This window comes from Jannaschia seosinensis, from assembly GCF_001408515.1.
Classification (GTDB): Bacteria; Pseudomonadota; Alphaproteobacteria; order Rhodobacterales; family Rhodobacteraceae; genus Jannaschia; species Jannaschia seosinensis.
In genome coordinates this window covers 29,029-52,185 of record NZ_CYPR01000002.1, presented here as the reverse complement: position 1 = coordinate 52,185, position 23,157 = coordinate 29,029, and the positions used below count along the sequence as shown (strand labels likewise).

The window sequence follows — 23,157 nt, the reverse complement described above, 5'->3', positions numbered from 1 at the left end:
GCCTACTGGGTCTGGTGGAAGCTTCGCGCGGCTTGCCCAAAACGTTCACCATGGCGCCGCGCCCAGTTCGACACGCTGCGGCTGCATCTCGTCAAGCTGGCCGCCACCATCGTCGAAAAGAAGACCCGGATCATCGTGACCCTGCCGGCATCGTGTCCCCGAAAGGGACTTCTCCTCCTTCTCTTCGACGCCCTCGCCCCACCGAAAACAGCCTGACGCAAGCGCCCCGACAAATCCCGAAACATCAACCCGTATCGCCCAAGACCCAAGTCACCGGCCGGCATGCCAACCGGACGCAAACACCGGGTGCGCGCAAGAAAACCGAGACCGGGGAAACCATCCCACGGAGCACAAGTCCGCAGCTTCATGAATTATGCGGGTTAGGTGCCCTTGTCGGGTCGGCCGGATCCACAGAAAATATTTTTCGCTCACGCGCATTCTCGACTCCGGGGGCAGGCATGCCGATATTGGGGACATGCGCCTGCCCGACAGCTTCCTCGACGACCTCCGCAACCGGCTGAGTCTCAGCCAGGTGGTCGGCCGCAAGGTCACGTGGGACATGAAGAAGACCAATCAGGCCAAGGGCGACTGGTGGGCGCCCTGCCCCTTCCATCAGGAAAAGAGCGCCAGCTTCCACGTCGACGACCGGAAGGGCTTCTATTACTGCTTCGGCTGTCAGGCGAAAGGCAACCTCTTCGGCTTCGTGCAGGAGACGGAAAATGTCGGTTTCATGGAGGCGGTGGAGATTCTCGCCGCCGAGGCCGGGATGGAGATGCCCGCCCGCGACCCGAAGGCCGCGGAGAAGACGGACCGGCGCGAGCAGCTCGCCGAGGTGACGGAACAGGCGGCGCGATGGTTCCGCCTGCAGCTTTCGACCGGGGCTGCCGCCGAGGCACGTGCCTATCTGCAACGGCGCGGCCTGAAGGCGGAGACGCTGGAGCGGTTCGAGATCGGCTTTGCGCCCGATGCATCCGATGCGCTGATCCGCGAATTCGGTGCCAAGGGCGTGCCGTTCGACAAGCTGGAGGCGGCGGGCCTCGCCGTGCCGGCGGAGGAGGGACGATCGGCGCGCGACCGGTTCATCCACCGCATCATCTTTCCGATCCGCGACGGGCGGGGCCGCTGCATCGGCTTTGGCGGGCGCGCGATGAACCCCAACGCCAAGGCGAGATACCTCAACTCGCCGGAGACCGAACTCTTCGACAAGGGCGCGAACCTTTACAACATCCGTGCGGCGCGCGCGGCGGCGGGCAATGGCCAGCCGCTGATCGTGGCCGAGGGCTACATGGATGTGATCGCGCTGGCTCAGGCGGGGTTCGAGGCGGCTGTCGCGCCGCTTGGCACTGCGGTGACGGAGCGGCAATTGCGGCTACTCTGGCGGATCGCGCCGGAACCGCTTGTGGCGCTCGACGGCGATGCGGCGGGGCAACGGGCCGGGCTGCGGGTGGCGGACCTTGCCCTGCCGCTGATGGAGGCGGGTCAGGCCCTGCGCTTCGTCGTCCTGCCCGAGGGTCAGGATCCCGACGACCTGATCCGTGAGAAGGGGCGCGACGCGATGCGGGCGCTGCTCGACGATGCGCGGCCGATGATCTCGCTTCTCTGGGCGCGTGAGGTGGAGGGCAAGAAGTTCGACAGCCCCGAGCGCCGCGCCATGGTCGACCGGGATTTGCGTGCGCTGCTCAAGCGGATCGCGGATCCCGCCTTGCGCCGGCATTACGGAACCGAGATCGCCCGCCTGCGCGGGGAGCTTTTCGGCGTGCCCGCCGCCGCGCCGCCGGAACCTGCGCGCCCGAGCCGTCCGTTCGTCCCGAACCGCAACTGGCGTCCCGGCTCCGGCCCCGGTCGCTGGCAACCGCCCGCGCAATCCACGTCCGAAGGCCGGGCTTCGGCGCTGGCTTCCGGGGCGCTCGATCCCGACGGGCTGCTGGAGCAGGTGGCGTTGGCGGGTCTGATCCGCCATCCGTCGCTGATCTCCGATTTCGCCGGAGAGCTGGAATATTCCCACTGGAGCCGCGATATCCACGGCGACATCGCCGCGCGCCTTCTTCTGCTGCCGCCCGATGCGGCCGAGGCCCGCGCGCCACTCGAAGACGCGCTGGGGGCCGCGCCCCTTGAAACGTTGTTCGCGCAAAACCATGTGCGCATATCACCGGCGCAACGCCCGGAGCCTGAAATTGCCCGGCCTTGCATCCGGGACGTGTTTGCCAAACTTGCCGCCCGCCGCGGCGCGGACCGGGAGCGACGGGAGGCGATGGAGGATTTTGCCGAGGACGGAGCCGACGAGGCCCTGACCTGGCGGCTGGCTCAGGCGGCCCTGCAGCGCGACGCCGCCCTGCGCACCGCCCGGCCGGAGACGAATGACGACGATTCGGACGCTTTGTCCGGATACCTGCAGGGCCTTCTCGACACGAAGGTCTGGGAAAAGAAGAAGATGAAGTGATTCGGGTCGCAGCCGTCCTTGATTCGCGCTAGTGATTCGCGCGATTTGGGCCACGGCACCCGCCTCTGCGGGAGGATCCGGACGACGACCCGAGCACGGCACCGGATTGCCGGCGCTACAAGACAGTTAAAATCTCCCCGAACGGAGCGCGACGATGGCCAAGGACACCGACGATGATCAGAAGCAGGATCAGGACGGAGCCCATTCGCTCGACATGAGCCAGGCCGCCGTGAAGCGGATGATCGCCGAGGCGCGCACCCGCGGCTACATCACCTATGACCAGCTCAACGAGGTCCTGCCCCCCGAGCAGGTCTCCTCCGAGCAGATCGAGGATGTGATGTCGATGCTCTCGGAGATGGGCATCAACATCATCGAGGCGGAAGAGGCCGAGGATGCCGACGAGGAGAAGCCCACCGGCTCCACGGCCGTCGTCGATGCGTCCAAGAGAGGCGGCGCGGTCGCCACGACCGAGGGCGGCTCCGACAAGCTCGACCGCACCGACGACCCGGTCCGCATGTATTTGCGCGAGATGGGCTCGGTGGAGCTTCTGTCGCGCGAGGGCGAAATCGCCATCGCCAAGCGCATCGAGGCCGGCCGCAACACCATGATTCTGGGCCTCTGCGAGAGCCCCCTGACCTTCCAGGCCATCACGATCTGGCGCGACGAGCTTTTGTCCGAGGACATTCTGCTGCGCGACGTCATCGATCTGGAGACGACGTTCGGCGATCAGATCGGCGAGGACGAGGACACGCCCGTCGTCGGCGCAGCCGATGCCGATCCGAAGGCCGACACCGCCAAGACAGAGTCGAAGCCCGAGCTCGACGCCGACGGCAACCCGATCGCCAGCGATGACGACGAGGAGGAGGACGAGGGCGCCAACATGTCCCTCGCCGCGATGGAGGCCGCACTCAAGCCCCGCGTACTCGAGACGCTCGACCGCATCGCCGACGATTACGCGCACCTCGCGGAGATGCAGGATTTGCGCATTTCGGCCACGCTCAACGAGGATGACAGCTTCACTTCCGGCGAGGAGAACCGCTACCAGCAGCTGCGCTCCGAGATCGTCGAGTTGGTGAACTCGCTGCACCTGCACAACAACCGCATCGAGGCGCTGATCGACCAGCTCTACGGCATCAACCGCCGGATCATGACGATTGATTCGGGCATGGTGAAGCTGGCCGATCAGGCGCGTATCAACCGCCGCGAATTCATTGAAGAATATCGTGGCCACGAACTCGATCCCGGCTGGGTCGACCGCATGACCGAGAAGTCGGGCCGCGGCTGGCAGGCGCTGTTCGAACGTTCCCGCGACAAGGTCGAGCAGCTGCGCTCCGACATGGCGCAGGTCGGCCAGTATGTCGGCGTCGACATCAACGAATTCCGCCGCATCGTGAACCAGGTGCAGAAGGGCGAGAAGGAGGCCCGGCAGGCCAAGAAGGAAATGGTGGAGGCCAACCTGCGCCTCGTCATCTCCATCGCCAAGAAATACACGAACCGCGGCTTGCAGTTCCTGGACCTGATCCAGGAGGGCAATATCGGCCTGATGAAGGCGGTCGACAAGTTCGAGTATCGCCGCGGCTACAAGTTCTCGACCTACGCGACGTGGTGGATCCGGCAGGCGATCACCCGGTCCATCGCGGATCAGGCGCGCACCATCCGCATCCCGGTCCACATGATCGAGACGATCAACAAGCTGGTCCGCACCGGCCGTCAGATGCTGCACGAGATCGGCCGCGAGCCGACGCCCGAGGAACTGGCTGCCAAGCTGCAGATGCCGCTGGAGAAGGTTCGCAAGGTGATGAAGATCGCCAAGGAGCCGATCAGCCTCGAGACGCCGATCGGCGACGAGGAGGACTCGCAGCTTGGCGATTTCATCGAGGACAAGAACGCCGTCCTGCCGCTCGATTCCGCCATTCAGGAAAACCTGAAGGAGACCACGACGCGGGTGCTCGCCTCTCTGACGCCCCGCGAGGAGCGTGTGTTGCGCATGCGGTTCGGCATCGGCATGAATACCGACCACACGCTCGAAGAGGTCGGTCAGCAGTTCTCGGTCACGCGCGAGCGGATCCGCCAGATCGAGGCCAAGGCGCTGCGGAAGCTCAAGCATCCGAGCCGGAGCCGGAAGCTACGGTCGTTCCTGGATCAGTAGGGGGCGCGCGCCACGCCCCCCCCCCCCCGCCCTGCTCAGTCATCGAGCACGAAGGTCACCATCATGTTGACCTGATAATGATCGACCTCACCGTCCTTCACGCGGACATATTGCTCCTTCACCCAAGCGCTGGCCACGTTGCGCAACGTCTCATTTGCGCGGCGGATGCCGATGGCGACCGCATCGTCAAAGCTGGTGTCGGACGTGGCGGATATTTCGGTCACGCGAGCGATACTCATAAACTTTCTCCTTTTCGTTTGCCGTAAGGGAAACTTGGCCTGCGCATCCCGCTTGGCAAGTGCGGCGATTGACAGACAGGCGTAGGCGCGGAACACAGGCGGAACACCGACGGAGCCGCCCATGTCCGATGCCCTCACCGCCCTGTTCGACGCGTCGCCGTTCCTCGGGGGGATGCGGGGTCGTCTGCTCGTCGCGCCTGAGGCGGCGATCCTTGCGCTTGCGGTACTCGCGCTCCTCGTGCCGGTCCTGGCGGTACTTTGGCGGCGCACGGCTCCCGACCGCGCACGCTGTGCCGCGCTGGCCGATGCCCTCTCCGACCGCGACACCCAGCTTGCCGAGGCCGACCGCCAAGCCACATCCGACCGGGAGGAGTTGCAGGCGCTCGGGCGGGAGGGCGTCCGACTGTCGACCCAGATCGAAGGTCTGGAGGCGCGACTGGACGAAGCCGCTGCCGAACGCCGTGACATCGCAACGGACCTCAAAGCCGCGCATGAGGAAATTCGTCGCCTGACCGCCACGAACGAGGGGCTGACTGCCCGCCTGCAGGGCGCGTCGGAGAAGCACGAGGCCGATGTCAGCCTGCTGCGCGACCTGCGGACCGAGATGACGAACCACTTCCGCACCCTCTCGGCCGACACGTTGAAGGATCAGGGGGAGCGCTTCGGCGCGCTGAACCGCGAACGCGTGGACGCGCTGCTCAAGCCGATGCGCGAACAGGTGGATCACTTCCAACGGGAGCTGCGCGACGCGCATCAAGGCGCCGCCAAGGATCGCGAACGCCTCAAGACGGAGATCGAGGCCCTGTCCCGGCGTTCCGAGGAGGTCGGTCGCGATGCCGTCGCCCTGACCCGGGCGCTCAAGGGCGAGAAGCAGCGGCAGGGCGCGTGGGGCGAGATGGTTCTGGAGCGGCTGCTGGAGGATTGCGGCCTGACCGAAGGCCGCGAATACGATGTGCAAGCAACGTTCCGGCGCGAAGATGATACGCGCGGCCGCCCCGACGTGATCGTGCGCCTGCCCAGCTCCCGCGCCGTAGTGATCGACGCGAAAGTTTCGCTCAACGCTTACGAAGCCGCCGTCAATGCGGAGGATCCGGCCGAGCGCGAGGCCAATCTCCGCGCCCATGTCGCCGCCTTGCGCAAACATGTCACCGACCTCGAAGGGCGCGACTATGCCGCCCATGTGGACGGTTCGGTCGATTACGTGGTCATGTTCCTGCCCATCGAAGGGGCCCTCGCCGCCGCACTGCAGGAACAGCCGGAGCTCACGAGTTGGGCCATGTCGCGGGGCATCGCCATCGCCGCGCCGATGACGCTTATGCCGCTGTTGCGGACGGTCGAGCATATCTGGACGGTCGAACAGCGACAGCGCAACGCCGAGGAAATCGCCGCGCGCGCGGGCCTCCTCCACGACAAGATGGCGGGCGTGGTCGACGCCTTTGGCAAAGTCGGCGATCACCTTGCCCGCGCACAGGCGGAGCATGGCAACGCCCTCGACCGCCTGACCCGCGGCAACGGAAATGTCCTCGGGCAGTTCGACAAACTGCGCCGCCTCGGGGCGCGTACCTCAAAGGAACTGGGGACCACCTTTGATACGGACGATGCCCCTGCACTGCCCGACGCGGCGGCGGAATAGGCGGCGACGGGTGCTACCTACGTGCGGGCATCGGACTTATTTGTCCCGCTCGTCCTTATCCTCGCCCTTGGGCGGATAGACACCGCGCGTCGGCTCCACATCGGTACCGGTGGTGACCGAATTGGGGTCGTGCGTTGTCCCCGGCGCAATGGAATCGGCGGCCGGAGTGTCGTATTTGGTCGTCGCGCCGGGCCGCTTGGCCTCGGGGTTGCGCGGCGTATCCTCCCGGCGGTTGTCCTCGGGGCTCCGTGCCTCCTCGGCTCCGAGATCGTGCCCCGGAACGTCATGACGTCGGGTATGATCGCCGGGCGTTTCGTGGCGGGGGTTCGGGTTTTTCGACGTCTCGTCTTGTCGGCTCATGGTGTCGGCCTCCTGTTGGTTCACATGTTCAACGAATTCGGCGGCGGGGGCGTTCCCGCGGCCCTGCGCCGCCTCGACGCCACCATCTGTCCGCGCTAACCTCCCGCTTCGCCCGCCAGATGCGCCGCACGCGACGTCCCGAAGGCAGACACAACATGACCCACACGACCTTCACAATTCAGACGGACGGCCCCGGCCTGACGGAGATCACCCGGCAAGTCGCCGCCTGGCTGCCCGAGGGCGATGGCCCCCTGACCCTCTTCATTCGCCACACATCGGCCAGTCTGCTGATCCAGGAAAACGCCGATCCCGAAGTCCAGACTGACCTCGCCGCCTTTCTGCGCCGCCTCGTTCCCCCGACGACCGATCCCTCGATGGCCTATCTCACCCACACCTATGAGGGGCCCGACGACATGCCCGGCCATATCAAGTCGATGCTGCTGCCGACCTCGCTGCAGATCCCGGTCGCCGGCGGGCGGATGATGCTGGGCACGTGGCAGGGTATCTACGTTGTCGAACACCGCGACCGGCCGCATCGTCGCGAGGTCGCGGCGCATCTTCTTCGAGACGCGAAGCCGGGCTTGTAACACAACCACTTGGGGGGCAAGGTGGCGGCGCACCGACCCTTGGGCCCCGCCGCGACATGTCGCAGGGCCGCGCCACGGAGACATACATGCGCTGCCCCTTCTGCGGAAACGTCGACACGCAGGTCAAAGATTCCCGCCCCGCCGAGGACCACGCCGCCATCCGCCGCCGCCGCTTCTGCCCAGGCTGTGGCGGCCGCTTCACCACCTACGAGCGGGTTCAGCTGCGCGATCTCGTCGTCATCAAGACGAGCGGCAAGCGCGAGGAATTCGACCGCGGCAAGCTCGAACGTTCGATCCGTATCTCGATGCAGAAGCGCCCGATCGAGCCGGAGCGGATCGACCAGATGATCTCCGGCATCGTGCGGCGCCTCGAGAGCATGGGCGACACCGACGTCCCATCCAAGAAGATCGGCGAGATCGTGATGGAGAGCCTCGCGCGGATCGATACGGTCGCCTATGTCCGCTTCGCCAGCGTCTACAAGAATTTCCAGGCGGCGGACGATTTCGAGAGCTTCGTGCACGAGCTTCGACCACCGGCCTCCGAGCAGTGACTGCCGACCCGCGCTTCATGGACGCCGCACTCGCGCTCGCCGCGCGGGGGCTGGGTCGTGTCTGGCCCAACCCCGCCGTCGGTTGCATCATCGAACGGGACGGCGTGGTTCTCGGCCGCGGCCGCACCGCTGATGGCGGCCGCCCGCATGCCGAGGCAATCGCGCTGGCGCAGGCCGGTGCGGCGGCGCAGGGCGCGACGGCGTATGTCACGCTGGAGCCCTGCTCCCATCATGGCTTCACGCCGCCCTGTGCCGATACGCTCGCCGCCGCCGGGATCGCCCGCGTGGTGGTCGCGATGCATGACCCGGACATCCGCGTCGACGGGCGCGGCATCGCCAAGCTGCGGGCCGCCGGCATCGAAGTCATTGAAAACGTGCGTGAGGCAGAGGCCCGACGCCTTCAGGCCGGGTTCGTCATGCGGCAGAGCGACGGCCGCCCGATCGTGACGCTCAAGCTCGCCGCGACGCTGGACGGGCGCATCGCGACCGCATCGGGCGAAAGCCGCTGGATCACCGGCCCCGCCGCCCGCGCGCATGTCCATGCCACGCGCGCATGCCACGACGCGGTAATGGTCGGCGCGGGAACAGCGCGGGCGGATGACCCGGCGCTGAACGTTCGGGGGTTCGGCGAGGTGCCGCAGCCGGTCCGCATCGTCATGGGCCGCAATCCTGTGCCCGGTGCGCGGCTGCGTGGGCCCGGCGGACCGCTCTGGCTCCTTCACAAGGAGGGGGCGGCGATAAAGGAACCCGGGGCGACCCTCCTGCCCTGCCCGGTCGATGCGACGGGGCATCTCGATCCGCGGGCGGCGCTTTCGATCCTCGGCGCACGCGGTTTGACGCGCGTTTACTGCGAAGGCGGCGGCAGGCTCGCCGCCGCGCTGCTGGGTGCGGGTCTTGTGGATCGGCTCGACTGGTACACGGCGGGCGCTGCGATTGGTGCGGAAGGACGGCCTGCCCTCGCGCCTCTGGGGCTTGCGCGCCTCGCAGACGCGCCGCGCCTGCGCCTCGAAGAGACCCGCCGCCTTGGCGACGACCTCCTGCACCGCTGGGTGGCCCACTGAACCACCCGCGCATGCGGTGAGCTGGCTCTACAGTTCGGCGGTCAGCGCATCGGCCAGGTCGGTCCGCTCCCAGGAGAAGCCGCCATCCGCATCCGGCGCGCGGCCGAAATGCCCGTACGCCGCCGTGCGCTGGTAGATCGGCCGGTTGAGACCCAGATGCGTGCGGATACCACGCGGCGTCAGATCCATCACCCGCCTGACCGCCCGCTCGATGGCTTCGGCCTCGACCTCGCCGGTGCCGTGGGTGTCGACATAGACCGACAACGGCTTGGCCACCCCGATCGCATAGGACAGCTGCAGCGTGCAGCGCGTCGCCAGCCCCGCCGCCACCACATTCTTCGCCAGATAGCGCGCGGCATAGGCGGCAGACCGGTCCACCTTGGTCGGATCCTTGCCCGAAAAGGCCCCGCCTCCGTGCGGCGCGGCGCCGCCATAGGTATCCACGATGATCTTGCGCCCCGTCAGACCCGCATCCCCGTCCGGCCCGCCGATGACGAATTTGCCCGTCGGGTTCACCCACCATTCGGTGCCGTCATGCAGCCAGCCTTCGGGCAGGACCTCGCGGATATAGGGCTCCACGATGGCGCGGATGTCCTCCCGGCTCTGGTTCTCGTCACGATGCTGCGTGCTCAGCACGACGGAATCCACGGCCACCGGACGCCCGTTCTCGTAGCGAACGGTCAACTGCGACTTCGCATCGGGCAGCAGGGTCGGCTCCGCGCCGGATTTGCGCGCCTCCGCCAGCCGCCGCAGCATGGCATGCGCGTAAAGGATCGGCGCGGGCATCAACTCTGCGGTCTCGTCGCAGGCGAACCCGAACATAATGCCCTGATCGCCCGCCCCCTCGTCCTTCCCGCTCGACGCATCGACGCCCTGCGCGATATGGGCCGACTGCTCGTGGAGCAGGTTCGTCACCTCGACATCGCGCCAGTGGAACTTGTCCTGCTCGTAGCCGATGTCGCGGATGCATTCGCGCGCGATGTCTTCGATGCGCACCATGTAATCGCGCAGCTTCGCCTTGTCGGCCAGACCGACCTCGCCGCCGACGATGACGCGGTTCGTGGTGGCGAAGGCCTCGCACGCGACGCGCGCCTCGGATTCCTCGGCCAGCAGCGCGTCGAGCACGGCATCGGAGATGCGGTCGCAGACCTTGTCTGGGTGGCCCTCGGAAACGGATTCCGAGGTGAACGAATAGGACCGGCGGGTATTCATGAATGCTCCGATGTGTTCATGCGACGCGCGCCGTCAGGAAGCCGTTGGCACGCCGTAATTCTCGCTACGTCGGGTTGCCGGGCGCTTCAACCGCTTTCGCACGCCAAGCAGCGCCGCAAGCAGCCCGATCACCGCCAGCGCGGGCCAGTCCCCGGTGGCGAGATAGGGCGTCGGCGGCAGTGCGGGCGGCAGCGCGGCATCGAGATGCCCCGCCTCCCCCAGCGGCAGCCGCGCCAGCACCTTTCCCCGCGCATCGATGACGGCCGACATCCCGGTATTGGCCGCGCGCATCACCGGAAGCCCGCTTTCCGCCGCGCGCAGCCGGGCAAGGGCGAGATGCTGCCAAGGGCCGATCCGGGTTCCGAACCAGGCATCGTTGGTCAGGTGGAAGATGGCCCGCGGATGCGGCGCATCGCGTGAGACGGCGCGCACGTCCTGCGGGAAGATCGCCTCGTAGCAGATCATCGGCAGGACCCGTCCGACACCCGGCACATTGATCAGGACCGGCCCCACGCCTGCCCGGTAGGTGCCCGCAAGCTGCGCGGCCAGCGGGCCGAAGCCCATCGCCGCGAACAGATCGGGGAACGGCAGGAATTCCCCGAACGGGACCAACCGGTGCTTGTCGTAGCGCGCGGCGATCTCTCCCTCCGGCCCGGTCAGCAGGACAAGCGTGTTGCGCGGCGCGCCCGTATCGTCGATCCGCTGCGCTCCGATCATCACCGGCTGCCCGCCCGAAGCGGCAGCGAGGATCGGGCGAATGTCTTGCGAACGCCGCAGCAGGGCCGGAAGCGCGGTTTCGGGCCAAAGCGTCATGGCGGGCGGGCCGATCGTGTCGGCGGCCGCCGTCTCCTCGATGCCCCGGCGCCAGAACGTGCCGATCCAGTCGGGATCCCATTTCAGGTGCTGCGGCGCGTTCGGCTGCACCAACCGGATGACGGGGCCGCCGCCCTCCGGCGCGGGGGAAAGCGCCGCGCCCATCACCAGCGGCGCGGCCCAGAGCACGATCCCCGCCGCCACCGGAACCGGCCGCAACATCGCGACCAGCCCCGCCCCGACCAGAACCGCGAGGCCCAGACCATGCGCCCCCAGCACCGATGCCGACGGCAGCGCGGGCGACGCGATGAGCACGTGACCCGGCAAGGCCCAAGGAAAGCCCGTCAGAATGTAGGAGCGCGTCAGCTCCACCCCCGCAATCGCCACGGCCACGCCAAGCGCACCGCCCAGATACCGCGCGCCGAGCGACACCGCCAGCGCCCAGAGCAGGCCGAAGCCCAGGCAGATACCGATGAGCGCGACGGGGGCGAGCCATGCCGTCACCTCCGGATCGACAAGGAACGGCTCCGTGATCCAGACGAGCGCCAGGCCGAAATACCCGACCCCGAATGCCAGACCGGCGAGCGCCGGGAACCGGGCCTGCGCGCATGCCCGAACCCCTACCGCGAAGGCCGGCAGCGCAAGCCACCAAAGCCCCCACGGCGCCTGTCCAAGCGCGGCGGCAAGCCCCGCCAGAACGGGGATCAGGAGGCGCAGATGCCGCAAATGCTCAGGCCGCCTGCGGAATCCGCAGGCGCAGGCGCTTGATGCGGCGGGGATCGGCATCCACCACCTCGATCTCGGCGCCCGAGGGATGGGGGATGACCTCACCGCGTTCGGGAACACGACCGGCCAGCATGAAGACAAGGCCGCCGAGCGTGTCGATCTCCTCCTCGTCCTCCTCATCCACGAGGCGGATGCCGATTTCGGTCTGGAAGTCGTCGATCGGCGTGCGGGCCAGCGCAAGGTAACAGCCGGCCTTCTCCTGCCGCCACAACTTGCCCTCCTCCTGGTCGTGCTCGTCCTCGATCTCGCCGATGACCTGCTCGATCAGGTCCTCGAGCGTCACGAGCCCGTCCACCCCGCCATATTCGTCGATCACCAGCGCCATGTGGGTCCGCTGCGTCTGCATCTTCGTCAGCAGCACTCCGATCGGCATCGACGGCGGCGCGTAGATCAGCGTGCGCATCAGATCCCGCATCTCGAACGGCTTGGCGCGATCCCCGTTGAAGCCGTGGTTGAGCGCGAGGTCCTTGAGGTGGATCATGCCCAGCGGCGCGTCGAGCGTGCCGTCGAATACCGGGATCCGGGTCATCCCGGATTCGCGGAACTTGGCCACGAGGTCGGGCAGCGAGATGTCGACCGGCACGGCGACGATCTCGGCGCGCGGGATCAGCACGTCATCGAGCCGCTTGAGCCGCAGGTTCAACAGCCCAGGCATCGCCTTGCCGGTGGGCAACGAATCCGGCTCCTCCGGCTGCTCGGGGATCAATCCGCCGAATACGCGGCTGAGGAATCCCGGCCGCGAGCCGAGACTGTCCTCCTGCGTCGTGTCGGATTGGTCGGTTTCGGCCTCGCTCGGGCCGGTGCGCGGCGTGTCGCCGCCGTTTTCCTGCGCGCCATGCGCGGCGCGAGACGATCCGTCGTCGGTCATCGGACCCGGGGGGCCTCCTTTTGGCGCCGGTCAATAGCCGGCGGATTACACATTATCAGAGGCATAGGGATCCGGAAAACCCAAGGCCTTCACAAGCTCAACCTCTGTTGCCTCCATACGTTCCGCCTCTTCCGGCTCCTCGTGGTCGTGACCCAGCAGGTGCAGCGTCGCGTGGATCAGCAGGTGGATCACATGGGCCTCGAAGGTCTTGCCCTGCTCGGCGGCTTCCCGCGCGCATGTCTCGTAGGCGATGGCGATGTCGCCAAGCTCCTCGCCGTCGGGCCGGCCGCCCGGTTCCCGCTCCGCCGAGGGCCAGGACAGCACGTTGGTCGGCCGGGCCTTGCCGCGGAAATCGGCATTGAGTTCGGCGATCCGGGCGTCGTCGCACCCCAAGACCACGACCTCGCAGCCCGAAAGCCCCTCCAGCGCGGCGGGAACCGCGATCCCGGCCAGACGCTCCAGGTCGGACCAACGGTCATCCTCGATGACGGTGTCGATGACATGTGTCATGCCGGCATGAACCCCCACCCGACCGGCCGGAAGCCGTGGCGCAGCGCGACTTCGGTGCAGCGGCGCTCCTGCGCATGGATCGTCTCGGGCGACAGGGTCATCTCCGAACTCTGCGCCTCGATGGCTTCGGGCTCGTCTTCGTCGGCGGGATAATGCTCCACGTCGAAGCCCGCATCCTCCAGCCAGCCGATGAACTCCGTCGCGTCGGCCGCGTCGCCCGCCTCGAAATGCAGATCGAGCAGACCGGTTTCGGGCAGGTCATGCGCGGCCGACATCTCTGCCCAGAGCCGCTCCGTCTCCGCCCGCTGTGCCGCATAGTCGAAACTCAACGCTTCTCCCTCTCCGCCCGCTCCGCCTCCCGGCGGGTATCCTCGGCATCATAGGCGGTGATGATCTTCGCCACCAGCGGATGCCGCACCACGTCGGTGGCGGTGAAATAGTTGAAGCTGATTCCGCTCACGCCGCGCAGGATATGCTCCGCGTCGCGCAGGCCCGATTGCACCCCGCGCGGCAGATCGACCTGGCTCCGGTCGCCGGTGATCGCCATGCGCGACCCCTGCCCCAGACGGGTCAGGAACATCTTCATCTGCATCGTCGTGGCGTTCTGCGCCTCGTCGAGAATGACGAAGGCGTTCGACAGGGTGCGTCCCCGCATGAATGCCAGCGGGGCGATCTCCACCCGCCGCTCCTCGCGCAACTTGGCAAGCTGCTTGCCCGGCAGGAAGTCGTTGAGCGCATCATAGAGCGGCTGCATGTAGGGATCGACTTTCTCGTCCTGCGTGCCGGGCAGAAAGCCGAGCTTCTCGCCCGCCTCGACGGCCGGGCGGGTCAGGATGATGCGGTCCACCTCGCCGGTGATGAACTTTGACACAGCGACGGCCACGGCGATATAGGTCTTGCCCGTGCCCGCCGGACCGATCCCGAAGGTCAGTTCGTTCTCCAGAAGCGCGCGGGTATAGGCCTTCTGCGCGTCGGTGCGCGGCTCCATCGTCTTCTTGCGCGTGCGAATTTCCAGCGCCGGGCCGGGGAACATCTCCTCCTGGTCGCCGGGGCCGCTCTCCTCGTCATCGGCCCGCAGGCGGATCAGGCCGTCGATGACGCCCATGCTGACCTGCTTTCCCGCTTCGAGGCGCGCATAAAGGGCGTTGAGCACCCGCTCCGCCTCCGGCGCGGCCTCGCCATGGACGATCAGCGTGTTGCCGCGATGCACGATCTGCACGCCCATCAATTGTTCGATCTGAGCGAGATGCGCCCCGTTCGAACCCACAAGGTCGATCATCAGGCGGTTGTCGGGAAAGTCCAGCTGGACGGCGATCTTGTCTTCGGGAGCGAGAAGTGTGGCCAAGCAGGTGTCCTTTGCATCGGTTCGGGCGATGGTCGCGCGACCGGCGCGTCCCCGCAAGGTTACTTGGGGCCGCGTCACAAAAGTTTCACCCCATATTCTACAAGACGCGAAACAGCCGCAGCGTTCCCGCCTGCCGCCGATTTACAGGCGGATGCCGGCGGATGCCGGGACTGCGGTTGCGGCGCCTCGGGAAAGCGCCACCGCCCCCGACGAGCGAACGCGTAACGAAGTCTTCGGGCGCCAGGCAGTTCCCGCCTCGTTTCCCCTGAGACTCAGACCGTCACCAACTCCGCCGCGAGCGAGTTCGCCTTCGCCTCCGTCACGCGGACGCGCGCAATCCGGCCCTGCATCTCGTCCGGCGCGTCGCAATGAACGGCCATCAGGTGCTCGGACTTGCCGACAAGCTGCCCCGGCAACCGGCCCGGCTTCTCGAACAGCACCTCGACCTCGCGTCCGACCATCGCCGCCTGCGCCGCGCGCTGCTGCTCCGCGATCAGCGCCTGAAGCCGGTGCAGCCGCTCCGTCGCCACCTCGACGGGCACTTCGGGACGCTCCGCCGCGGGCGTTCCCGGCCGAGGGGAGTACCGGAACGTGTACGCCGCCGCATAACGGGCCTGCCGCACCAGCGAGAGCGTCGCCTCGAAATCCGCGTCCGTCTCACCGGGAAAACCCACGATGAAATCGCCCGACAGCGCCAGATCCGGCCGCACCGCGCGCAGGCGCTCCACGAGGTCGAGATATTGAGCCGCCCCGTGCTTGCGGTTCATCGCCTTCAGGATCCGGTCGCTGCCGGACTGAACCGGCAGATGCAAATACGGCATCAGCTTGGCGCAATCGCCATGCGCGGCGATCAGGTCGTCATCCATGTCGTTAGGGTGGCTGGTGGTGTAGCGGATCCGCGCCAGCCCCTCGATCTCCGCCAGACGCCGCACCAGACGGGCCAGCGACCATGTCGCGCCATCCGGTCCCGTGCCGTGATATGCGTTCACGTTCTGCCCAAGCAGCGTGATCTCCCGCACGCCCCGCTCGATCAGCGCCTCCGCCTCCGAGATCAGCCGTGCGGCCGGGCGCGAAACCTCGGCGCCTCGGGTATAGGGCACGACGCAGAAGGCGCAGAACTTGTCGCAGCCCTCCTGCACCGTCAGAAACGCCGTCGGCCGGGTGGCGGGCGCGCGCAGCTTGGGCAGGTGGACGAACTTGTCCTCCTCCGGCATTTCGGTGTCGAGCGCCGTGCCGCCCGCGGCGACCTGCCGCAGCATGGCGGGAAGGCGGTGATAGGTCTGGGGCCCGACCACGAGGTCCACGAGCGGCTGACGCGCCATGATCTCGGCCCCCTCCGCCTGCGCCACGCAACCCGCGACCCCCACCTTCAGGTCCGGCTTGGCATCGCGCAGGGGCTTTAGGCGGCCAAGGTCGGAATAGACCTTCTCGGCCGCCTTCTCCCGGATGTGACAGGTATTGAGCAGGATCAGATCGGCCTCCTCAGGCCTGTCCGTAACCTCGTAGCCCTCGGCGCCGAGGCTTTCGACGCTCAGCGCCTCGGCCATACGCTCGCTGTCATAGACGTTCATCTGACAGCCATAGGTCTTGATGTGCAGCTTCTTCGCGTCGCCCATCGGTCACGATCCTCTCGAGGTGATCCCGCGCATTACCGCGCCACAGGTCCGCGCGCAACGCGCCCGCGGCCGGTTGCGGGGCCGGGTGCGATCGGGAATTGTGCGGCCGGGCAGGATCGACAGGATTGCGGAATGGAGTTCACCTCGCTGGGCGACATGACGGCACGCGCCAGTGCGCTCGGGGCCGGGCCGCTCCTGATGCTCGTCTGCGAGGACGAGGTGGAGATCCGCTCCAGCCTCGAACACCATCTCGCGGCCGGCTACCCCGACGTGATCCTCGCCACCCCGCCCGGCGTGACCCTCCCCGGGCCGGCGCCGGAGGGGGTACACCACCTGATCCTGCCGCAACGGCCCGACGACATGGCCGCCACCTGCGTCAACGCCCTGATCCCCGCGCGGCCATCCGGGGCGTGGACGGCGTGGTGTCACAACGCCGAATACCTGTTCCATCCCTTCGCCGAGACCCGCCGCATCGGCGAGGCGATGGCGTTCTGTGTCGAGGAGCGGCGCGACGCCATCCTGACCTTCACCGTGGACCTCTACGCCGGCACGCCGGACGGCAACGGCGTCGACCTTGCCGAGACATGGATGGACGAGGCCGGGTATTATGCGCTGGCCCGGCCCGGCCCCGACGGCGCGAAGGACCGGCAGCTGGACGTCTTCGGCGGCCTGCGCTGGCGGTTCGAGGAGCATGTCCCCGAGGATCGCCGCCGGATCGACCGGGTGGCGATGTTCCGCGCCCGCCCGGATCTTCGCCTGACGCCCGATCACCGGATGACCGACGAGGAGATGAACACCTATGCCTGCCCATGGCACCATTCCCTGACCGCCTGCACGGCGTCGTTTCGCGCGGCCAAGGCGCTGGCCACCAACCCCGGCTCACGCTGGGCGATCGACGCGTTCCGGTGGGACGGCTCGGTGCGGTTCGAATGGCGGGCGCAGCAATTGATGGATCTGGGCCTGATGGAGCCGGGACAATGGTTCTGAACAAGCAGGGATGATGGACGTGCCCCCGAACGAAAAAGCGCGCCCCTTTCGGGACGCGCATCGTCTTGAACCGTAAGGCCGGTGGAAATCAGGCCTCGACGGTTTCCTTTTCGCCCTCGATCGCGGGCGCCTCGCCACCTTTGCCCTTGGCGATCTCGATGCGGCGGGGCTTCAGAGCCTCGGGCACCTGACGCTCAAGCTCGATATGGAGCATTCCATCGGCGTGGCTCGCGCCCGTCACGTGGACATGATCGGCCAGCTGAAAGCTCTTCTCGAAGGCGCGCGTGGCGATGCCGCGATGCAGATAGGTCCGCGTCTCGTCGGTCTCGGCCTTGCGGGCGGTCACGATCAGCTGGTTCTCGCGCGCCTCGATCGACAATTCGTCGGCGGTGAAACCCGCAACGGCGATCGAGATGCGGTAGTCGTTCTCGCCCAGCTTTTCGATGTTGTAAGGGGGATAGGTCGTTGCCGTGTCGGCGGTCATCGCCCGGTCGACCAGATTGGCCATCCGGTCGAATCCGACGGTGGCACGGTAAAGCGGCGTAAAGTCATAGGTTCGCATGCTTGCATCCTTTTCAAAGCGATACTGCGTGTCGCCCCCTCCATCCATGGACCGGGGCGTCGACGTCGGACCCGGTACCGGCCTCCGACGCACGGGATCTGGGAATGCCACGGGCACCGTTCAAGAGGGGCGCCAACGGCAAAAAGGATGTCTTTCGGTCTTCCGCCGGTGCGCGGCGGCGCATGGCCCCGCGCCACCGCCGGCCGGTCAGGCGCCGCGGCCGGTCTTGGACTGCAGAGCGTCAATGCGCTTGGACGCCTCGGCCTTGGACAGGCTCGGGTCGAATTCCTCCCCGGCCTCTTCGCAAAGCGTCTTGAGATAGCTCGCCTGCGCGCCGGTCATCTCTTCCTCGCCCGTCGTCCAATTTTCGGGGTCCTTGGCGGCATTGCCGGGAGCGTCCTGCTTGGGGGTGTCGGTCTCGTCTGCCATGTCATCCTCGCGTTTCTGGATGTTCGCACAACGTTCCATGCGCGCCCGGGTTCCGCACCGGGCGACCGAACCGCCTCCACGTCAGACCGCGGACATGCCGCCGTGCATCACGCACGCGTTCCGGCAAATTGGGCGGCCCATCCGTCGCGCTGCTCGTCGGTGATCTTGGCGAACAGGACGTCCGGCACCTCGAAGCCGTGCCCCGGCTCCAGCATCGACAATGCCGCCGCCACATCCTGCGGCCAGCCATCGCCCTGCATCCGCATCGCCGAAAGCATCGCATCGGCGGCATCCGGGATAAAGGGCCGCGAGATCACGGCGTAGAACCCGATCAGGTTGAGCGCGAGACGGATCTGCATCGCCGCGCGATCCGGATCGGTCTTGAAGGCCGCCCACGGCGCGGCCTCCTGCAGGTATTCGTTGCCCGCGACCCACAGACCGCGCAACTCGCCCGCGGCCTTGCGGATCTCGATGGCGTCCATGTGACGCTGATAGGCGGTCAGCCCCGCCGAGAGCCGCGCCACCAGCGCCTGCTCCGCGTCGCCCCATGCGCCCCCCTCGGGGACGGCCTCGCCGAACTTGGAGCGGCAGAACTTGGTCACCCGGCTCACGAAGTTGCCCAGCACGTCGGCGAGATCCTTGTTCACGCCGGACTGGAACCCCTCCCACGTGAATTCCGTGTCGCCGTTCTCGGGCACATGGCTCAGGAGCCACCAGCGCCAGTAATCGGCCGGCAGGATCGACAGCGCCTGGTCCATGAACACGCCGCGCCCCTGCGAGGTGGAGAACTGGCCGCCATCATAGTTCAGGTAGTTGAAGGACTTGAGGTAATCGACCTTCTTCCACGGCTCGCCCGACCCGATCAGCGTGGCCGGAAAGCTCAGCGTGTGGAACGGCACGTTGTCCTTGCCCATGAACTGCACATAGCGGACGTCCTCCGCCCCCTCGTCCTCGCGCCACCAGCGCCGCCAGGCGGTATCGTCATGGCCGTTCGCCTCGGCCCATTCGGCGGTGCCGGCGATGTATTCGATGGGCGCATCGAACCAGACATAGAAGACCTTGCCCTCCATCCCCGGCCAGGGATCCGGCCCCTTGCGGACGGGGATGCCCCAATCGAGGTCGCGGGTGATGCCCCGATCCTGAAGCCCCTCGCCGTCATGCAGCCATTTCTTCGCGATGGACGTGGTCAGCACCGGCCAGCCCGTCTGCCCGTCGATCCATTCGTCGAGCGCGTTACGCAGCTTCGATTGCAGCAGGAACAGGTGCTTCGTCTCGCGCACCTCCAGATCCGTTGAGCCCGAAATCGCCGAGCGCGGCTCGATCAGGTCGGTCGGGTCGAGTTGCTTGGTGCAGTTCTCGCACTGGTCCCCCCGCGCGCGGTCGTAGCCGCAATTCGGGCAGGTTCCCTCGACGTAGCGGTCGGGAAGGAACCGGGCATCGGCATTGGAATAGACCTGCCGCGACGACCGCTCCTCGATCAGGCCCGCCGCGTCGAGGCGCCCGGCGAAATGCTGCGTCAGCCGGTGGTTCTGCGGGCTGCTGGACCGGCCGAAATGGTCGAAGGACAGCCGGAACCCCTCCGCGAGGTCCTTTTGTACCTGCCACATCTCGGCACAATACTCCGCAACCGGCTTGCCCGCTTTCTTCGCGGCCAGTTCGGCGGGGGTGCCATGCTCGTCGGTGGCGCAGATGAACATGACCTCGTGCCCCCGCGCGCGCAGGTAGCGGGCATGCAGGTCGGCGGGAAGCTGGCTTCCCACCAGATTACCCAGATGCTTGATCCCGTTGATATAGGGAATGGCCGAGGTGATGAGTGTGCGGGGCATTGCGGTCTCCGTGGATCCGCGCGGTTCTAGGCCGGTCGGGGCACGGGCCGCAAGCACCGGGGGAACCGGGGGGCTTCGGAACCGGTTTCGCCTCCATGCCGTATTCCTCCGCCCGCGCCTTTCTGCGCCGCAATGTCGAACTGTCCACGCTGATCTTCCTCGCGCTCGCCGTGCTGGCCGTGTGGGGCTTCGCGGAACTCGCCGACGAGGTGATCGAGGGATCGACCCGCGATCTAGACCGCGATCTCCTCCTCCTCTTGCGGACCGAGGGAGACCTTTCCAACCCCATTGGCCCCCCTTGGCTCGAGGAGATGGGCCGCGACCTGACCGCGCTCGGTGGGGTGATCGTGCTGACGCTGGCGACGCTTCTCGTGGGCGGCTTCTTCCTGCTGCAGCGGCAATGGGGTTCGATGCTCTATCTCTGGGTCGCCGTCGGCGGGGGCATCCTGATCTCCGGCATCGCCAAGGAGGCGTTCAGCCGCCCGCGCCCCGACCTCGTGCCGCACGGTTCGATCGTGCACACGGCCTCCTTTCCCTCGGGCCATTCGATGATGGCGGCGGTCGCGTATCTCACGCTCGGCGTGCTGATCGCGCGCGTGCTCACACGCCGGCGGCTCAAGACATACGTGCTTTCGGTGGCGGTGGCGCTGACCATCCTCGTGGGGATCAGCCGGGTCTTCATGGGCGTCCATTGGCCCACCGATGTCGCGGCCGGCTGGCTGGCCGGGGCCGGCTGGGCGGTGCTGTGCCTTCTGGTGGCGCGGTGGCTGGGCCAGCGGGGGCACGTGGAGCCGGAGCGGTCGGAGGACGAGCCCGACGCGGCGCCGGAGAACAGCCGCCTCGTCTAGGTGAACTGCTCGCGCAGAAGCCGCTCCTCCAGCCCGTGGCCGGGATCGAACAGCAGCCGGTGGCTGACCGAACTGTCACTCACGACCTCCACGACGGCCACGTCGGAGACGGAGTGGCCGTCAGCCTCGGCCATCATCGGCCGCTTGACCGGATCGATCACCTCGAAGCGCACGCTTGCCACCTGCGGCAGCAGCGCCCCGCGCCAGCGCCGCGGCCGGAACGCCGCCATCGCCGTCAGCGCCAGAACGCCCGACCCGATCGGCACGATGGGTCCATGGGCCGAGTAGTTGTAGGCCGTCGATCCCGCCGGCGTCGAAACCAGCGCCCCGTCGCAGACCAGCTCCTCCATGCGCACGCGACCGTCCACCGAGATCCGCAGCCGCGCCGCCTGCGGCCCCGCCCGCAGAAGCGAGACCTCGTTGATCGCCAGCGCGTCGACCACCTCCCCATCCGTGCGGGTGGCGGTCATGCGCAGCGGGTGGATCACCGCCTCCTCCGCCCGCGCAAGCCGCGCCGTCAGCCCGGTCTCACGGTAATCGTTCATCAGGAATCCGACCGTGCCGCGATTCATCCCGTAGACCGGCGCATCGACATGCATCGTGCCGTGCAGCGTCTCCAGCATGAAGCCGTCGCCGCCCAGCGCCACGATCACGGACGCCTCCTCCAGCGGCACATTGCCGTAGCGTTCGGTCAGGCGGGCGGCGGCGGCCTGCGCCTCCTGTGTGTCGGAGGCGAGGATCGTGACGTTCTTGGCGCGGGGCATGGATCCGTTCGGGTTTGGGCGCGGACAGGGTTGTCGTGCGCCCATCGGAAACGCAAGCCACGCATCGGTGACGCGGACGGTGCGCGATGCGCCGCTTTGGCCGCTTTCGTCCCGGCCCCCGTCCGCGTATGAGGCCCTCACCCTATGCAGGAGCCTTCGATGAACGCCCCACACCGTGCCCCCGGATTCTTTACCGCCTCGCTCGCCGACACCGATCCGCAGATCGCCGAGGCCACGCGCCAGGAGCTGACCCGTCAACGCGACGAGATCGAGCTGATCGCCTCCGAGAACATCGTCAGCCGCGCCGTGATGGAGGCTCAGGGCGGCGTAATGACCAACAAATACGCCGAGGGCTATCCCGGCCGGCGGTATTACGGCGGCTGCCAATATGTCGACATCGCCGAAGATTTGGCGCGCGACCGGGCCAAGGAGCTGTTCAACTGCGGCTATGCCAACGTGCAGCCCAATTCCGGATCGCAGGCCAACCAGGGCGTGTTCACCGCGCTGCTGACGCCCGGCGACACGATCCTGGGCATGTCGCTCGATGCGGGCGGGCACCTGACGCACGGGGCGAAACCGAACCAGTCGGGCAAATGGTTCAAGGCGGTGCAATACGGCGTGCGGCAGGACGACCTGCGGCTCGATTACGATCAGGTGCAGGCGCTCGCGACTGAACACAGCCCGAAGATGATCATTGCCGGCGGCTCGGCCATCCCGCGCATCATCGATTTCGCCCGCATGCGCGAGATCGCCGATTCGGTCGGTGCGTATCTTCTGGTGGACATGGCGCATTTCGCCGGGCTCGTGGCGACGGGTCTCTACCCCTCGCCCTTCCCGCATGCGCATGTGGCGACGACGACCACGCACAAGACACTGCGCGGCCCGCGCGGCGGCATGATCCTGACCGACGATGCCGAAATCGCGAAGAAGGTGAATTCCGCCATCTTCCCCGGGATCCAGGGCGGGCCGCTGATGCATGTCATCGCCGCCAAGGCCGTGGCCTTCGGCGAGGCGCTGCGCCCGGACTTCACGGATTATCAGAAGCAGGTTGTCGCCAATGCGAAGGCGCTGGCCGAGGAGCTGATTTCCGGCGGGCTCGACATCGTGACCGGGGGCACGGACACGCATCTGATGCTGGTGGACCTGCGCCCCAAGGGGGTGAAGGGCAACGCCACCGAGAATGCGCTGGGCCGGGCGCATATCACCTGCAACAAGAACGGCATTCCTTTCGATGACGAGAAGCCGACGGTGACGAGCGGTATCCGTCTCGGCACGCCGGCCGGCACGACGCGCGGCTTCGCCGAGGCGGAGTTCCGCGACGTGGCGCGCCTGATCGTGGAAGTGGTGGACGGGCTTGCGGCGAACGGCCCGGACGGCAACGCCGAGGTCGAGGCAGCGGTCCGGACCAAGGTGAAGGCCTTGTGCGACCGGTTCCCGATCTATCCGGACCTCTGAAAATTAGTTCTTTCTATCAACAGGATCCGCCAATTACCCATGGGTAATTGGCGGATCCGGACGCATCCATCCTGAAAAACCGCCACCCGGGCGGCTTCCCATCGCGGGTCCGTTAT

The 23,157-nt window shown here is 67.2% G+C and carries 23 protein-coding genes; 10 read left to right on the top strand and 13 right to left on the bottom strand.

The features are described 5' to 3' along the window. From JSE7799_RS00460 to rpoD, 3 genes are all read left to right on the top strand, one after another. On the top strand, positions 1–216 hold a 216-nt coding region (locus JSE7799_RS00460), incomplete at its 5' end, for a transposase (protein WP_055661845.1). Between the two features lie 259 nt (positions 217–475). Further along, on the top strand, positions 476–2,440 hold the full coding sequence (gene dnaG, locus JSE7799_RS00455) for a DNA primase (protein WP_055661844.1): 1,965 nt from the start codon (positions 476–478) through the stop codon (positions 2,438–2,440). Between the two features lie 154 nt (positions 2,441–2,594). Beyond that, positions 2,595–4,589 (top strand): RNA polymerase sigma factor RpoD, encoded by a 1,995-nt coding sequence (rpoD, locus tag JSE7799_RS00450; RefSeq protein ID WP_055661843.1) that lies wholly within the window; start codon positions 2,595–2,597, stop codon positions 4,587–4,589. Between the two features lie 35 nt (positions 4,590–4,624). On the opposite strand, the gene JSE7799_RS00445 is transcribed toward rpoD, so the two are convergent. Continuing rightward, positions 4,625–4,828, bottom strand: a complete 204-nt coding sequence (locus JSE7799_RS00445; RefSeq protein WP_055661842.1) for a dodecin family protein — start codon at positions 4,826–4,828, stop codon at positions 4,625–4,627. A 121-nt stretch (positions 4,829–4,949) separates the two neighbouring features. Between JSE7799_RS00445 and JSE7799_RS00440 the strand changes: the two genes are divergently transcribed. Further along, positions 4,950–6,461: a DNA recombination protein RmuC gene (locus tag JSE7799_RS00440; RefSeq protein ID WP_055661841.1), complete on the top strand. Its 1,512-nt coding sequence runs from the start codon at positions 4,950–4,952 to the stop codon at positions 6,459–6,461. Between the two features lie 36 nt (positions 6,462–6,497). Here the strand turns inward: JSE7799_RS00440 and JSE7799_RS00435 are convergent, their stop codons facing one another. Further along, positions 6,498–6,821 carry a hypothetical protein gene (locus JSE7799_RS00435; RefSeq protein WP_055661840.1) on the bottom strand — a complete coding sequence of 108 codons (324 nt, stop codon included), beginning with the start codon at positions 6,819–6,821 and terminating at the stop codon, positions 6,498–6,500. Between the two features lie 155 nt (positions 6,822–6,976). On the opposite strand from JSE7799_RS00435, the gene JSE7799_RS00430 reads away from it, so the two are divergent. The 3 genes from JSE7799_RS00430 (at position 6,977) to ribD (ending at position 9,020) form a co-directional block, all read left to right on the top strand. After that, the gene (locus JSE7799_RS00430; RefSeq protein WP_055661839.1) at positions 6,977–7,408 is read left to right on the top strand and encodes a secondary thiamine-phosphate synthase enzyme YjbQ; all 432 of its coding nucleotides are present in this window, start codon (positions 6,977–6,979) and stop codon (positions 7,406–7,408) included. Between the two features lie 86 nt (positions 7,409–7,494). Further along, complete coding sequence (nrdR, locus tag JSE7799_RS00425; protein ID WP_055661848.1) at positions 7,495–7,959, top strand: transcriptional regulator NrdR; 465 nt, start codon at positions 7,495–7,497, stop codon at positions 7,957–7,959. Positions 7,960–7,976: 17 nt separating this feature from the next. Next, the gene (ribD, locus tag JSE7799_RS00420) at positions 7,977–9,020 is read left to right on the top strand and encodes a bifunctional diaminohydroxyphosphoribosylaminopyrimidine deaminase/5-amino-6-(5-phosphoribosylamino)uracil reductase RibD (protein WP_055661847.1); all 1,044 of its coding nucleotides are present in this window, start codon (positions 7,977–7,979) and stop codon (positions 9,018–9,020) included. Between the two features lie 27 nt (positions 9,021–9,047). Here ribD and metK read toward each other — a convergent pair whose 3' ends face one another. The 7 genes from metK to miaB form a co-directional block, all read right to left on the bottom strand. Next, positions 9,048–10,232, bottom strand: coding sequence for a methionine adenosyltransferase (gene metK, locus JSE7799_RS00415; RefSeq protein ID WP_055661838.1), 1,185 nt, complete (start codon positions 10,230–10,232; stop codon positions 9,048–9,050). Between the two features lie 33 nt (positions 10,233–10,265). Beyond that, positions 10,266–11,771 (bottom strand): apolipoprotein N-acyltransferase, encoded by a 1,506-nt coding sequence (gene lnt, locus JSE7799_RS00410; RefSeq protein WP_186201795.1) that lies wholly within the window; start codon positions 11,769–11,771, stop codon positions 10,266–10,268. A gap of 4 nt (positions 11,772–11,775) precedes the next feature. After that, positions 11,776–12,699 carry a transporter associated domain-containing protein gene (locus JSE7799_RS00405; RefSeq protein ID WP_055661836.1) on the bottom strand — a complete coding sequence of 308 codons (924 nt, stop codon included), beginning with the start codon at positions 12,697–12,699 and terminating at the stop codon, positions 11,776–11,778. Positions 12,700–12,744: 45 nt separating this feature from the next. Beyond that, entirely contained in the window at positions 12,745–13,209 is a 465-nt protein-coding gene (gene ybeY, locus JSE7799_RS00400) for an rRNA maturation RNase YbeY (RefSeq protein ID WP_055661835.1), read from the bottom strand. Then, the gene (locus JSE7799_RS00395) at positions 13,206–13,538 is read right to left on the bottom strand and encodes a ribonuclease E inhibitor RraB (protein ID WP_055661834.1); all 333 of its coding nucleotides are present in this window, start codon (positions 13,536–13,538) and stop codon (positions 13,206–13,208) included. Before JSE7799_RS00395 ends, ybeY begins: the two co-directional genes overlap by 4 nt. Then, positions 13,535–14,488 (bottom strand): PhoH family protein, encoded by a 954-nt coding sequence (locus JSE7799_RS00390; RefSeq protein ID WP_083480112.1) that lies wholly within the window; start codon positions 14,486–14,488, stop codon positions 13,535–13,537. The genes JSE7799_RS00395 and JSE7799_RS00390 overlap by 4 nt, the downstream gene beginning before the upstream one ends. A 338-nt stretch (positions 14,489–14,826) precedes the next feature. Next, complete coding sequence (gene miaB, locus JSE7799_RS00385; protein WP_055661832.1) at positions 14,827–16,170, bottom strand: tRNA (N6-isopentenyl adenosine(37)-C2)-methylthiotransferase MiaB; 1,344 nt, start codon at positions 16,168–16,170, stop codon at positions 14,827–14,829. Between the two features lie 132 nt (positions 16,171–16,302). Between miaB and JSE7799_RS00380 the strand changes: the two genes are divergently transcribed. After that, on the top strand, positions 16,303–17,157 hold the full coding sequence (locus tag JSE7799_RS00380) for a hypothetical protein (protein ID WP_055661831.1): 855 nt from the start codon (positions 16,303–16,305) through the stop codon (positions 17,155–17,157). 88 nt (positions 17,158–17,245) lie between these two features. Here the strand turns inward: JSE7799_RS00380 and JSE7799_RS00375 are convergent, their stop codons facing one another. From JSE7799_RS00375 to metG, 3 genes are all read right to left on the bottom strand, one after another. After that, positions 17,246–17,719 carry an Hsp20 family protein gene (locus JSE7799_RS00375; protein WP_055661830.1) on the bottom strand — a complete coding sequence of 158 codons (474 nt, stop codon included), beginning with the start codon at positions 17,717–17,719 and terminating at the stop codon, positions 17,246–17,248. Between the two features lie 207 nt (positions 17,720–17,926). Continuing rightward, positions 17,927–18,148 carry a DUF3072 domain-containing protein gene (locus JSE7799_RS00370; protein ID WP_055661846.1) on the bottom strand — a complete coding sequence of 74 codons (222 nt, stop codon included), beginning with the start codon at positions 18,146–18,148 and terminating at the stop codon, positions 17,927–17,929. 107 nt (positions 18,149–18,255) lie between these two features. Continuing rightward, the gene (gene metG, locus JSE7799_RS00365) at positions 18,256–19,974 is read right to left on the bottom strand and encodes a methionine--tRNA ligase (RefSeq protein ID WP_055661829.1); all 1,719 of its coding nucleotides are present in this window, start codon (positions 19,972–19,974) and stop codon (positions 18,256–18,258) included. A 95-nt stretch (positions 19,975–20,069) separates the two neighbouring features. Here metG and JSE7799_RS00360 point away from each other — a divergent pair, with 95 nt between their 5' ends. Further along, a complete protein-coding gene (locus JSE7799_RS00360; protein WP_055661828.1) occupies positions 20,070–20,822 on the top strand; it encodes a phosphatase PAP2 family protein in 753 nt (250 codons plus the stop codon). Here JSE7799_RS00360 and JSE7799_RS00355 read toward each other — a convergent pair. Then, on the bottom strand, positions 20,819–21,586 hold the full coding sequence (locus JSE7799_RS00355) for an NAD kinase (protein ID WP_055661827.1): 768 nt from the start codon (positions 21,584–21,586) through the stop codon (positions 20,819–20,821). The genes JSE7799_RS00360 and JSE7799_RS00355 overlap by 4 nt on opposite strands. A 159-nt stretch (positions 21,587–21,745) precedes the next feature. Here JSE7799_RS00355 and glyA point away from each other — a divergent pair, with 159 nt between their 5' ends. Continuing rightward, positions 21,746–23,041, top strand: a complete 1,296-nt coding sequence (gene glyA, locus JSE7799_RS00350) for a serine hydroxymethyltransferase (protein ID WP_055661826.1) — start codon at positions 21,746–21,748, stop codon at positions 23,039–23,041. Positions 23,042–23,157: the final 116 nt, after the last annotated feature.